Genomic DNA, 13,188 nt, shown 5'->3' with positions numbered 1-13,188 from the left:
TAACTTTGTTTTAGGGCGACTGCCCTGCTGCGTAACATCGTTGCTGCTCCATAACATCAAACATCGACCCACGGCGTAACGCGCTTGCTGCTTGGATGCCCGAGGCATAGACTGTACAAAAAAACAGTCATAACAAGCCATGAAAACCGCCACTGCGCCGTTACCACCGCTGCGTTCGGTCAAGGTTCTGGACCAGTTGCGTGAGCGCATACGCTACTTGCATTACAGTTTACGAACCGAACAGGCTTATGTCCACTGGGTTCGTGCCTTCATCCGTTTCCACGGTGTGCGTCACCCGGCAACCTTGGGCAGCAGCGAAGTCGAGGCATTTCTGTCCTGGCTGGCGAACGAGCGCAAGGTTTCGGTCTCCACGCATCGTCAGGCATTGGCGGCCTTGCTGTTCTTCTACGGCAAGGTGCTGTGCACGGATCTGCCCTGGCTTCAGGAGATCGGAAGACCTCGGCCGTCGCGGCGCTTGCCGGTGGTGCTGACCCCGGATGAAGTGGTTCGCATCCTCGGTTTTCTGGAAGGCGAGCATCGTTTGTTCGCCCAGCTTCTGTATGGAACGGGCATGCGGATCAGTGAGGGTTTGCAACTGCGGGTCAAGGATCTGGATTTCGATCACGGCACGATCATCGTGCGGGAGGGCAAGGGCTCCAAGGATCGGGCCTTGATGTTACCCGAGAGCTTGGCACCCAGCCTGCGCGAGCAGCTGTCGCGTGCACGGGCATGGTGGCTGAAGGACCAGGCCGAGGGCCGCAGCGGCGTTGCGCTTCCCGACGCCCTTGAGCGGAAGTATCCGCGCGCCGGGCATTCCTGGCCGTGGTTCTGGGTTTTTGCGCAGCACACGCATTCGACCGATCCACGGAGCGGTGTCGTGCGTCGCCATCACATGTATGACCAGACCTTTCAGCGCGCCTTCAAACGTGCCGTAGAACAAGCAGGCATCACGAAGCCCGCCACACCGCACACCCTCCGCCACTCGTTCGCGACGGCCTTGCTCCGCAGCGGTTACGACATTCGAACCGTGCAGGATCTGCTCGGCCATTCCGACGTCTCTACGACGATGATTTACACGCATGTGCTGAAAGTTGGCGGTGCCGGAGTGCGCTCACCGCTTGATGCGCTGCCGCCCCTCACTAGTGAGAGGTAGGGCAGCGCAAGTCAATCCTGGCGGATTCACTACCCCTGCGCGAAGGCCATCGGTGCCGCATCGAACGGCCGGTTGCGGAAAGTCCTCCCTGCGTCCGCTGATGGCCGGCAGCAGCCCGTCGTTGCCTGATGGATCCAACCCCTCCGCTGCTATAGTGCAGTCGGCTTCTGACGTTCAGTGCAGCCGTCTTCTGAAAACGACATCGTGCATTGTCTCTTGTTACGGTTGCTGCAGGCTTTGCCAGTAGGTCAAATAGAGTTGACACTGATTGACCCCCTGCAGCAGGGGCAATCGGTCGAGCCATTCCTGCCATTGCTGAAGGTTGAGCAATTGGTGCCGCAAGGTCATGTTCTTACTCGTTCGGACGAAATCGAAGCCGCGCTCGGCAAGCTGACGGACGAAATCGAGGAGTTGATCCAGCAGCGGTTCAATGACAAGGCATCCAACTGGTCACAATACAACGCAGTTCAACCCGATGCCCCGTTGCCTTACAAGGTAGTACTGCTCTTTGATGTGCCAGAGCAAATATCGGAAAAATCTCTTTGGTTCCTTGGACGCATTTGCGAAAACGGTCCACGCTGCGGTGTGCTGCCCATCATTGCAATTGATGAGCAGCGCATGGAAGACCGGCGATATGAAAAGCTCAACGCCACGCTGAAAAACTCAACCACGCAACTGAATGATCTGTTGCAACGCGCTGGGGCTGGCGAGCTGTCATTCACATACCAGCCGGAGCAATGGCCGCGACAGGATGTGCTGGATGGCTTTCTCGCAAAGCTCGTTGAAGATTGTGCTGCCAAGACGCGCTTCAAGAAAACGATGCCTGATCTCTGGACGAGCTTCGGCAAGGGGGAGACGACTCTTGGTGGCTTTGATATTCCCATTGGCTGGACGACCGCAGGCGACTTCGCGACCCTGAGACTGGGCGCGACGGACTCCGAGCATCATGTACTGCTTGCGGGGAAGACAGGCTCGGGAAAATCCAATCTGCTCCATGTTTTGATTCACACGTTATGCGAGAAATATCCGACCGAGGAGCTTGATCTTTATCTACTGGATTACAAGGAATCGACTGAGTTCAATATTTACGCAACGCCCCCAGTCCCACAGGCCCGCCTTGTCGCTACGGAAAGTGACCCTGAATATGGCGTCACTGTATTAAGGCATCTTGTGGATGAACTGGAAACGCGTGCACGCATATTCAAGTCAAAAAATGTCAACGATTTCAGCGAATACCGTAAATCAAGCGGGGTACGGTTGCCCCGCGTTCTGCTAGTCATAGATGAGTTCCAAATTCTGTTCTCAGAAAGTCGCCAGGTGGCAGAAGCTGCTGAGCAGCTGCTGTCGAAGCTCTTGAAACAGGGGCGCTCGTTCGGTATTCACATCCTCCTGGCTACTCAGACTTTGAAAGGCATCAACGCGCAGTCAATCGGAAGCATCATCACCCAGTTGGGATGCCGTATCGCACTGGCTTGTGGGCAGGAAGACTCCGCAATGATCCTCGGGGGCGGGAACTGGGCAGCCGCAGAGCTGCGCAGCCCACCTGAAGGCATCATCAACAATGCTAACGGTGCCAAATCCGGCAATGTGAAGTTCATGATTCCATTCGCCGGAGAAAGCGAGCATCGCCGTGATTTGTTGACGAATTTGATAGTGCGTACATCTTTTTCTGGGGAGGCTGCAAAAACCAAAATCTTCAGCGGAGCATTCCTTCCGCAGATGCCGTCTCCCTTTGAATATCAGACAGCTTGTGCGCATGAAGAAGCTCTTCTTTTGGGCGAAAATCTCGCATTCGATTCAAAACCGTTGACGGTATCACTTACTCGTCGATCCGCGTTCAATGTTCTATTCAGCGGCTACAACGACCACATTCACGATGGACTCCTGTCCGCTACGCTTTTTAGTCTGACTTTCGTCGATGGCTTTGATGAAATCGTGTACTTCAACGCGCGCGGGGTCCCCCCAGGAGGAGGATTCTCAGCCGCAGCGCAGATGCTCGGTGCACGCCTCAAGATATTCGACGATATATCCGAGCTACCACTTCAAGCGATATCAGACGATATTGGGAATCGCCGCGTAGCATTGATTATCGATGGCCTGGATTCCGAGAAAGCACTACAGCCAGCCCCAGCGTTTAGATCGCTCAAGCCTGGCGAACCACCTACCCCGGCTGACTTGTTAAAGCGTCTCGCCGAGGACGGCCCAAGAAAGGGGACGTTTGTATTTATTTTTGTTGACCGTTGGCAGCGCTGTGCCAGTGCCAGCAAAGACCTTTTCTCCTTTTTCGAATTGCGCGTGGCGTACTGCATGAACGAAGACGATGCCGGATCGCTTGTGAGTGGCGGTGTTGGTAAGTTCAAAGGTATTGAAAAACCGAGCCGAGCTGTATTCGTAAACAAAATGACGAATGACATCACATGGTTCCGGCCATATGTTCAGGAAAGCACTCAATGAAGAGGTTTCTGCTCACGTGGTATGGAATCACCGATTTTCGCGCGTCTCTGGGGTTTGAGAATACCGACGGCCCTATTGCGAGCGCCCTTGCGGGTGCGTCCTACTCGGACATCATTATCCTGGGTTACACCCGGACGGATAATGATGCCTGCGAATTGATCGAGGCGCAGAAGACGTTCACGCTTGAATTGGCGTCAATACGAAGCATGGGGCAAGAGAAAGACTGGAAGCTTACTAATCAGTTTGTCTCCAGGTTCGCTAATACCTCTGTCGCACATGAACATTTTGAAGCCTGGCTGAAAAAGAAAGCCGCCGCCCTGGGCTGCAACGCAAGGATCCGTTTAAATAGCGAGAAACTTTACCAGCTCAACGACACCGAAGGTATTTACGCTAGCGCAATGCGGGCGCTGGATGGGGTTGAACAGGAGCCAGGTGAAAAGCTCGTCACGCTCTATCTCAGCCCAGGAACTCCGGTGATGGCCTTTGTCTGGGCGCTCGCGGCGCTGAGCTACCCTGAACTCAAAAAAAGACTCATAGCATCGTCCATCATTGGCAAAGCACCCGAAGTCATAGCGTTGCCTGCCGAGTGGCTTGAGCGACACAGCTCAAAACAGGCTGCGATCCGAGGCATCTCCAACGGGTTCGATGTGACATTCCATCTTTTTGGTGAGCAACGGATGCCTGCCTTGTTGAGCATCCGGCAATTTGAGTCGGCGCATCACATTTTTGTCAACTCAAAAGACTTCCCTGCTGCATGTATGCGAACCTTTATTGGCTCTCGGGACCTGCATGAACTTACCGTTGACCCCTGGGATGATAGCGCTGTTCACGAACAAATCACCGAGCTGGCAAAGCAATTTCCAGAAAAAACACGAATTGGAATCAATTTAACTGGCGGCACAAAATTGATGTTTGCTGGCGCGCTCTCTGCTGCACGTGAACTGGGCGCTGTTCCGTTTTATTTTGACAGCAAGAATCGTCGCGTCACATTCATTGACAGTGTTCGGCGCGAAAAAATCAGGCAGATTGATTCAATCGAGACATTTTTGCACCTGAATAGCGATGGTTTGGAGATTGCAGGCAGTTCCTTCATGAAGGATATATCGCCAAATCGCCAACTTCTGACCGAGACCCTTTGGCTGCATCGTGACAAGGTGCGTAGATTTTATAGAGAACTGACCGACTATAACAATGCATTCAGGCCATTCGAGATTTGTCGTGACGGCTTCAATTTCAAGCTGGATGACATGGAGGCAGTATCCGTCCAGGGCTACGGATTAGATCTGAGATTTGAGAAATGGCCTGATTTCGCCAAATACCTATCTGGCGGCTGGTTCGAGGAGTTTATTTATTTGCAGTGCAAACCCTACGAGGATGCTGGAGTCATTCAAGACTTGCGCATCAATGTCAAGCTGAACTTGAATTTAGAAGAGTCAAAAGGCTATTCGAGCTTCGGTGTTGAATACAACGAGCTGGACATCACATTCACCGACGGTTATTCGCTTTATATCGTGGAATGCAAGGCGGGCAATGTAACGCAAGAGCAGATTATGAAGCTGCAGAACCTTGTGCGCTTCTACGGAGGAATTGAAGGTCGCGGTATCGTTGCCTGCTGTGTTCTCCCAAATACTGAGTCGGTCAAGAAAAAAATAAAAGATGCCAGGCTGATGCTTTGGAGTGGTGCATCACTTTCTGAGCAGATAACGGCAATGATGAACAGCATCACTGAGCGGGCTGAAGCGAGTGAGGCAACGCCATGATGCTCCATTTGGTTTGCGACATCTCCGGCAGCATGAGTGAAGGAGGCAAGCCCTTCATCCTGCGAACCTTGGCCACGACCGTGGCGCAATGGGTGCGGCATGGGTATGGACAGGCGGAAATCCGCCTTTGTGCTTGGAGCAGCGAGGCACGCAGCATCCCGAACTGGAGCGTCACGGACGATCTCCCGGTGGAAATGCTGGTTTGCCATGGAAGCACCAATGGCGAGGCGCTGGTTCAACTGTTGGGTAGCGAGCCGGATGGAAAGGTTCTGATTCTCACGGATGGATTCTGGACAAGAGACGACGTGAAGACTCTGAGCCGCTGGCAGGAAGGCCTACCGCCGGATACGCTGCGCGTCATCCAAATCGGCGCGGATGCCAACCCGCATCTTTCCAAGGGGCTCAAAGGCGCAAAGGTGTTTGCCGCAGAAGAAGTGCTCGCCGTACTCGATAACTGGCTGCAGGCGGATGAGGAATGGGCATGACGCTTTGGAAAAGTTTTGGGGCAAGCGTTCGCGGCCCGAGCCATATCGCCGAAGGTTTGCCAAATCAGGATGCATGGGCGAAGTTTCACCATGTTTGGGGTGATGGCATCGTCGTGTCCGACGGGGTTGGCTCCAAGCCCTTCTCCAGCTTCGGCAGCCATGCTGCCTGTCTCGCCGTCGAGTTCGCAGCCCGGGCTTGTTGCACCAGTGGTGAAATCGAACACAACGCGCTGTTTAGCAACATCCAAGCTAACTGGCTGAGGCTTGTTGCTCCGCTGGAACCTCGCGATTGCGCGGCCACCTGTCTTTTCGCACTACGCCTGGATGGCGTAATCCACCTAGGGATGCTTGGCGACGGACTTGCCGCTATTGCCAAGTCCGATGGATCAGTCGTTTCGCTGTCGGAAAACAAGACACAAGGCTTCTCCAATATCACCATTGCGCTGTCCTCCAAGGTCTCCGCCAAAGACTGGCAGTATTTGTCGCTGCCGGGGGAGCAGTGCATCGCAGTATTGCTCTGCACTGATGGGGTGGCTGACGATTTGGATAACGCTGACGGGTTTGTGAGCAGTTTCGCCGAAACGCATCGAACCCTCGCGCCGGTAAGTGCCAACCGGCGCATCCACGAGATGCTCGAAAACTGGCCCACGCCCAAGCACAGCGACGATAAAACCCTCGCCTGCCTGTGCAGTGAGGAGGTTGCAGATGAGTAACGCCGAACACCAGGCTCTGAAGCCACTTGTGGATGAATACGACAATGTTCATCAGATGGCCGATGAGCTTGCGCGCGGTGGACAAGGCGTGGTCTATCGCACCAAGGATGCGGATTTGGCCGTCAAGCAGCCGCTGGACGCAGCCGGCCAGCCGGACAAAAACGCCAATCTGCGCGAGCGCTTCCAGCACGTCCGCCTGTTGCCCATACCACGGCGCATCCCCGTTTCCCTGCCACTCGCCATCCTGCGCGACGAGCCGGGCTATGTGATGCGTCTGTTGAGCGGCATGAAGCCCTTCGCCAGTTTCGATTTGGACGGCAGAAGCAAAAAGAAGCTGGAAGATCAAAGCCAAGCCTTGCCCCAATGGCTGACGAAGATTCCTGACAAGGACCTGGCGCTGCGACTGCTGCATTACGCACAAACTGGCTCCACCCGCCGCCGTTCGCTCGCGCTTGCCAAGTGCGCTGCCATCCTCGCCCGCCTGCACAGCGCGGGACTGGTCTATGGCGACATTTCCACCAACAACGCTTTCATTGGCGAAGACGACACCACCGATGTCTGGCTCATAGATGCCGACAATATGCGCCTGGAGTTACCCAGCGGCGGCGTGTCCGTCTATACGCCGGGCTACGGTGCACCGGAGGTAGTGCAGGGCCGTGACCAATCCCGCCCGCGAACCGACTGCTGGGCTTTCGCTGTGATGACATTCAAGCTACTGGCGCTTTGCCACCCTTTCATTGGCAAGAAAGTACTGGAGCCCGAAGATGAAGAAGACGGCTGGGATGCCGACCCTGCGCCCAATGGCACTGCCACCGATCTGAACGAACAGGCATTCGCTGGTTTCTTGCCTTTCGTGGATGACGAAAATGACGATTCCAACGAAGGAGTTGGAGGCCTGCCCCGTGTATTAGTCGCAACAGAAGGATTACGCCGCCTGTTTCAGGAAACTTTCGGTGCAGGACGTGAACTGCCGCACCGCCGCCCGACAATGGCGTTCTGGATATTGGAGCTTGCGAGGGCGGCGGACCAGTCGCTGGATTGCCTCGAATGTGGCATGAGCCATTTCGCCGATGAATACGCGCAATGCCCGTATTGTGGCGCGGCGCGCCCGGCTTTCATTCGCGTCAAAACGCCACGTTGGGAAATCCTGATTCCTGGTGGTGCCACGGAGTTCAGATTTCCGCAGCGGCTTTTTCACCCGTTTTCATTCGAGTATTTCGATAACACAGCATACGAAGCCATGCTGAACTTCGCGGCCAAAACCGCAGTCCCCGTGCGGGGCACGCTGCCTTTCCCGGACAACCTCACCTTTGAGTTCGTGGAGGCCTGCAAATGAAGTTTCAGGACATTCCTGTCAACATCATAACTGTCCGCATCAAGCGGTCTGACAATGTCGAAGCCCTGCAAGAGCAGCCAGTATTCTCGGTAGAGGCCAGCCTATCCCGCGCAGATGAATTTGAAATCCGCCTGAGAGACGCGGTTGTTTTCGTTCGCCCCGTCGCGGCTGTTGACATCCGCCGCCTCAACGCTGAACTTGCCAGTGGGCGTTCCCTGCTTGCACAACTTGAAAACCCTGCCGCCGATGGCAGCATCGAGTTGAAGATCGGTTTTTTCACCGGCGTCTGCATGGAAATGGGCGATGTTGAAATCGGTGTGGATGAGTATGTGCAAGAAAAGATGCGGACGAAGGGCGAGGCACTTTACAAGAGGCTGGGCGAACTTTGCTGCTTCCAACAGGGAAACGACGCATTTTTCTTCCTGACTGCTGGCCCGGCGATTGATGAAGAACTGAAACCTGTCGGCGAGGACACGCCACGCGATGCAGCTGCGGAGCCGACCCGAATAAACGCTTTCTGTGTTACTGGCGAAGGTATCCGCTTCATTGCCACCGAAAAAGCAATGCCAGGCGGCCAAACCATCTACATCGCCACACGCATAACCAGGACCAAAAAAGAACCCGACCGCGCCCTGCGCCTCGCCAAAGGCCGGCTGCGTTTTGCCGATTGGACACAAGCAGGGCAAGTGCAAACTCTTGCCAAAGCGCAAATGCGCGCTCTTACCCAAGACGACAACAGCTACCTGAAAAAGTGGGATGAATTTGGTGACATGGAGGGCGAATTGCTGCTCAAGCAAGCGCGCGAAGTGGGGGCTTTACAATTCACAGAGATGGCTCAGGAGCGGGATGGAACCGTCACGGTTCGCATTTCACAGGCACTTGACTCTGCATTGAAAGCGCTGAGGAACGGTGCCGTACCTGAAGTCGAGTTGGTGGATGAACTGCCGGACTATTTGAAATATGAACGCTTGAGCTTCAAGGATTTTGCAAGTGGAATTGAGCAAGCGGAGAAGATCAAGCAGGGCGACGGAAATCGCGAGCAACGTGAAGGAAAGACCTACCTTGATGTCGTCGGGTTTGACCAGGAAACCCGTGTGCTTACGCTCAAAATCGAGGCTCTGCCCAAGGAATCCGGCACGCTCATCCTGTCGCTGGCCGGTGAAACCACCCAGATCAAACGGCGTATGGCGGCCCGTCAAGCCATTCTGGAAGGCCGTTCCGCCAATCCACAGCTTGGGCTATTGATTGAGGAACAGGGGCAAATCACACAAGTCCGCCCGCCGCAAAAAGTCCAGTCACTCACCGCATTCGTTCGCAACAAGGTCTTTCGCAATCCGCCAACCGTCATGCAGGAAAGGGCTATTGAGGTTGCGCTGAATACGCCAGATCTCGCGCTTATTCAGGGGCCGCCGGGAACGGGAAAAACCACCGTCATCGCCGCCATTCTGGAGCGGCTGAACGAGATGGCCGACAAGCGCGGCGCGAACATCAAAGGCCAAGTGCTGCTGACCGGCTTTCAGCACGATGCGGTGGAAAACATGATCGAGCGGCTCTCGCTCAACAGCCTGCCCGTGCCGAAATTCGGCAAACGGTCTGGCGCGACGGAAGACGATCTCAGCACCTTCGAGCGCAATCTTGAAGCCTGGTGCAGCTCGCTTGCCACCGAACTGCGCGAGCGCAATCCCCAGATTGCGGAAGCCGAGCAGGAGCGGGAAATAAAAAACCTGTGCCTGCAATATGTCCAAGCCCCGTCACGCGCGCTCGCCGCCAACCTTGCTGGGAAAATCACAGCGCTCGGCAGTGTAATTCTTGGCGAAGACGGCGCTCGGCGGTCGGCGAATTTGGCGAAAAAGCTCGCGCACGAGGAAAACCTCAACGATGGCTCCACCCAATGGCTTGATGCAGCGCGCCGTCTGCGTGTTCGCCATGAAAGCTTTTCTGACGACGGGCCAGAAAGGGCGATGGACGCACTGGATGACCTGCGTGATGTGCTTGAAGAAGACGAACGCAAACTGCTGGACAAAGCCAGTCTGTGGCGCAATGAAGATGGCCCAGCGCCATTTTTGGACAACCTGGTCGCGTTGAAAAAGAGGCTCTTCGCCCGGTTCACCGCTCCACCGATTTTTCGCGTGGAAAAGCAGAACGACGCAGTGCTTGCATTGGCAGAATTCGCCATACAACGCATCAAAAACGCCGAGTATTCGGCTAAGGATAAAAAATCTGCTGCGCTGGCCGAGTTTCTGGCCGAACTGGAAGGCAACCCCTATGGCATGGTAGATGCCCTGTCCGAATACAGTTTTGCCTTTGCCGCCACCAGCCAACAGAGCGTCAATCGTGATATGCAAAAGCGCAAAGGGCTTGTCGGGCGCGACGTCAATGAAAACCAGAAAGGCATGGAATACGAATATGTCATCGTGGATGAAGCCGCTCGCGTTTCACCCCGCGACCTGATGGTTCCGATGGCGCAAGGCAAGCGCATCATTCTGGTGGGCGACCATCGGCAGTTGCCGCATATCATTGATGAGGAGGTAGCACGCCAAATGGAGGCTGGCGAGGCAGCATCGGCCGACGAACCGGCACAGAATGAAACTGACTGGCTCAAGAAATCCATGTTCCAGTATCTGTTCGCCACCCGCTTGAAAACGCTGGAAGACGGCGACGGTATCTCCCGCCGTGTCACGCTCGACAAGCAGTATCGGATGCACCCACTGCTCGGCAGCTTTATCAGCCGCAATTTTTATGAACGCTTCGATCCGACGGAACAATTCGGCTCTGGACGGCCTGAAAGCGATTTCGCCCACAACCTGCCCGGCATAAACGGTAAACCTGCTGTGTGGCTGGACGTGCCAGCGGCGAAAGGCAGACACCAGCGCAGCGGAACCAGTTGGACGCGCCCGGCAGAGGCCACCGTTATTGCCCGCCAATTGCAGGCGTGGATGAGTTCAGATGCAGGCAAAGACCTCTCGTTCGGCGTGATTTCGTTCTACAAGGCGCAGGCCGAACTCATCAAGAGACAACTCGGCAGCATCGCGGACGACGAGAGAAAACTCCGCGTCGGCACGGTGGACTCATTCCAGGGCATGGAGTTCGATGTCGTCTTCCTCTCAATGGTGCGAACCCTGCCGCATAACTGGAAATCCAAGAGCGATGACCGTGAAAAGCAGGCCACAGGGTTGTTCGGACACCTTTGCCTTTACAACCGCCTGAATGTCTCGATGAGTCGTCAGAAGAAGCTACTGGTGGTCGTTGGCGATACGGGTTTGCTGCAAAGTGAACTCGCGGCGGACTTTGTGCCGGGACTGGTGGATTTCCTTCGACTATGCCGCGAGCAAGGAGTGGTGCTGCCATGCTGAAGCTCCTTGATTACGGTAAACCTGCCCCCTTCGGAGGGATCATCGGCAGGCCTCGCCACCTCGCGTGGCCGGTGAACGTATACCGCGTGACCTTGCCCAGAGTTCTTGACGATGGCGATGGCTTGAACGCATTTGAACGCGTCATCCTGAAACTGCTTGAAACTGTCGGCTTGATGAACGCCGATGCGCTGGCGGATGAAACCCGCATTCCAGTCGATTTGGTCAAGAGCGTTCTGCTCCGTTTGCAAGACAAGGACTTGATTGACGACCACCATGCCATCATTGAGCGGGAGCGCGAAGAAGAATGTGCCCCGGCATTCGTTACCGCGCTTTTGTTCCGCGAACTCGCCACTGGAAAAATTCTGCCCTTCCTGCATTGGCTGGACGACACAAACCCCATGCGGAAAAAGGAAAACGAGGACAAAGACTTCCGGATAATCCGCTGGGATGGTGTCCAAAGAAAAGCGATACCCGCGCCGCGTGATGTAATCAGAACTTTGCGCGCAATGAAAAAGCGCTCGTCTGCGTTCGGCAAGGACACCAAGATGCCCGTAGTCCAGCAGATCACGATAGTCGCCGAGCCCGACCTGCTTCACCTTGACTGCCCTATCGCCATCCAGAAAAGCGATGGCGAATTCCGCATCGCCGACCCATTCGGCAACGGTTTTTCCTTGATTCTCGAAAAATCGTTCGAACAGTTGCTTGAGCAGGAGGAAAGCCTGACCACGTGGCTGCATGGTTGGAAGCAGTCATTGAGCACTCCTCGTCCAGAAAAGCAGGATGCCACGGTCAAAGAGCCGTTCGACAACGACGCCAACTGGCAAAGTTACCCGAAGCTCGTCGCTAATTTGCGCCCCTTGCGGAATAGCCCGTTCCGCTCCATCGCCCAAATCCATGCCGCCATCGAATGGGCACTGTTTTATGCCAGTTGCCGCCGGCCGGTTGATTCCGTCATTAAAAGGCTGAAATTCACTGCGCAAGACCAGCACGCCGCCCTGCTTGAGCAGGCCGCGAAAACCGTCGGTCTTGAGCCGCCGCCGAACGGCTTCAGACCGATTCGGGAAGGTAAGCTGCGGGAATTTGAGGACGGTGGTGCGTTCCAAGAGACGGTTCTCGCGATCGCTCTGCTTCAAGCGCAAGACGATGCGTTGCATCCCTTGCGCCGTGTTGTGGTCGCGTATTCAGACCTCATTAACCGCCTTCTTGCCATCAACGCCAAACGTAACGAGAAGGGCCACGGCAAGGGCGGCGCGGACGCCCCGCAGCAGGCACTAACTGACGATTCGTTCATGCGCGAAGTCGTTCATGCGCTTGTGCCAGACATCATGTTTACCGACACGCCTCCTACCGCGCCAAACAAGGACGAGCAGGGTGATGCACTGCTGGATGCCCGTACCAGCATTCAAGAGGAGTTCGGCCACCAGCTGTTCAACCGCCTGGGCGCAAACCTGCAAGACCGGCTGGTTCACGCGGAGCGTTTTTTCCAGTCGTGTCATGACGGGGATGACTCTTTGGCCTATGTTCGCGATCTTTATGCCGCAATCCAGTCATCATTTGCGAGAGCTTTGGCAGGCAGGCTGCCGCCTGATACCTGTGAAGGGCAGATCAAAGACATGGCTGAAAGTAAAGCTGCTGAGGCTGGTTTCTGCGAGGGCTTACCTGAGAGCCTGCGCACCGTCAAAACGTCGGCTGTGCGTCAGACACTGCAAGGCGGCAGCCAAACACTCGGAGCTTGCGTTCTTGCATGGTTGCTGGTGAGCGATGCTGATGAACTTGCCGCAATTCATGACACGCAGCCGTCCTTGATCGGCGATATGGCAAACCTTATCGCTCGGCGTGGGCATGGCAACGAGCCGCTGCCATTGCCCAAAGAGAACATCGCACAGCTTCGCAAAGCTGCTTTCACAACTATCAGAACACTTATGGAATCTTGA

General features: G+C 55.4%; 8 protein-coding genes. All 8 read left to right on the top strand.

The window, feature by feature from the left end:
• Nucleotides 1-139 precede the first annotated feature (139 nt).
• The 8 genes from intI1 to ACM0M4_RS23660 all read left to right on the top strand — a co-directional run bounded on the left by intI1 (nucleotide 140) and on the right by ACM0M4_RS23660 (nucleotide 13,188).
• Nucleotides 140-1,153 carry a class 1 integron integrase IntI1 gene (gene intI1, locus ACM0M4_RS23695; RefSeq protein ID WP_000845048.1) on the top strand — a complete coding sequence of 338 codons (1,014 nt, stop codon included), beginning with the start codon at nucleotides 140-142 and terminating at the stop codon, nucleotides 1,151-1,153.
• A 258-nt stretch (nucleotides 1,154-1,411) separates the two neighbouring features.
• Entirely contained in the window at nucleotides 1,412-3,607 is a 2,196-nt protein-coding gene (locus tag ACM0M4_RS23690; RefSeq protein WP_223717143.1) for an FtsK/SpoIIIE domain-containing protein, read from the top strand.
• Entirely contained in the window at nucleotides 3,604-5,367 is a 1,764-nt protein-coding gene (locus tag ACM0M4_RS23685; RefSeq protein WP_033936268.1) for a Card1-like endonuclease domain-containing protein, read from the top strand. The genes ACM0M4_RS23690 and ACM0M4_RS23685 overlap by 4 nt, the downstream gene beginning before the upstream one ends.
• Nucleotides 5,364-5,852: a hypothetical protein gene (locus tag ACM0M4_RS23680; protein ID WP_026383932.1), complete on the top strand. Its 489-nt coding sequence runs from the start codon at nucleotides 5,364-5,366 to the stop codon at nucleotides 5,850-5,852. Before ACM0M4_RS23685 ends, ACM0M4_RS23680 begins: the two co-directional genes overlap by 4 nt.
• The gene (locus ACM0M4_RS23675) at nucleotides 5,849-6,565 is read left to right on the top strand and encodes a PP2C family serine/threonine-protein phosphatase (protein ID WP_023124773.1); all 717 of its coding nucleotides are present in this window, start codon (nucleotides 5,849-5,851) and stop codon (nucleotides 6,563-6,565) included. The genes ACM0M4_RS23680 and ACM0M4_RS23675 overlap by 4 nt, the downstream gene beginning before the upstream one ends.
• Nucleotides 6,558-7,901: a protein kinase domain-containing protein gene (locus ACM0M4_RS23670; RefSeq protein WP_221345438.1), complete on the top strand. Its 1,344-nt coding sequence runs from the start codon at nucleotides 6,558-6,560 to the stop codon at nucleotides 7,899-7,901. The genes ACM0M4_RS23675 and ACM0M4_RS23670 overlap by 8 nt, the downstream gene beginning before the upstream one ends.
• A complete protein-coding gene (locus ACM0M4_RS23665) occupies nucleotides 7,898-11,254 on the top strand; it encodes a DEAD/DEAH box helicase (protein WP_026383930.1) in 3,357 nt (1,118 codons plus the stop codon). The genes ACM0M4_RS23670 and ACM0M4_RS23665 overlap by 4 nt, the downstream gene beginning before the upstream one ends.
• Nucleotides 11,248-13,188, top strand: a complete 1,941-nt coding sequence (locus ACM0M4_RS23660) for a hypothetical protein (RefSeq protein ID WP_199870679.1) — start codon at nucleotides 11,248-11,250, stop codon at nucleotides 13,186-13,188. Before ACM0M4_RS23665 ends, ACM0M4_RS23660 begins: the two co-directional genes overlap by 7 nt.

This window comes from Pseudomonas sp. 18-147, assembly GCF_051048045.1.
Lineage (GTDB): Bacteria > Pseudomonadota > Gammaproteobacteria > Pseudomonadales > Pseudomonadaceae > Pseudomonas > Pseudomonas aeruginosa.
This window is presented reverse-complemented; position numbering and strand designations above follow the sequence as displayed.

What these genes read in the sequence shown, in the direction of transcription:
- ACM0M4_RS23685 (WP_033936268.1), top strand. Translation starts at nt 3,604, where the DNA reads ATGAAGAGGTTTCTGCTCACGTGGTATGGAATCACCGATTTTCGCGCG.
- ACM0M4_RS23660 (WP_199870679.1), top strand. Translation starts at nt 11,248, where the DNA reads ATGCTGAAGCTCCTTGATTACGGTAAACCTGCCCCCTTCGGAGGGATC.
- ACM0M4_RS23670 (WP_221345438.1), top strand. Translation starts at nt 6,558, where the DNA reads ATGAGTAACGCCGAACACCAGGCTCTGAAGCCACTTGTGGATGAATAC.
- ACM0M4_RS23665 (WP_026383930.1), top strand. Translation starts at nt 7,898, where the DNA reads ATGAAGTTTCAGGACATTCCTGTCAACATCATAACTGTCCGCATCAAG.
- intI1 (WP_000845048.1), top strand. Translation starts at nt 140, where the DNA reads ATGAAAACCGCCACTGCGCCGTTACCACCGCTGCGTTCGGTCAAGGTT.
- ACM0M4_RS23680 (WP_026383932.1), top strand. Translation starts at nt 5,364, where the DNA reads ATGATGCTCCATTTGGTTTGCGACATCTCCGGCAGCATGAGTGAAGGA.
- ACM0M4_RS23675 (WP_023124773.1), top strand. Translation starts at nt 5,849, where the DNA reads ATGACGCTTTGGAAAAGTTTTGGGGCAAGCGTTCGCGGCCCGAGCCAT.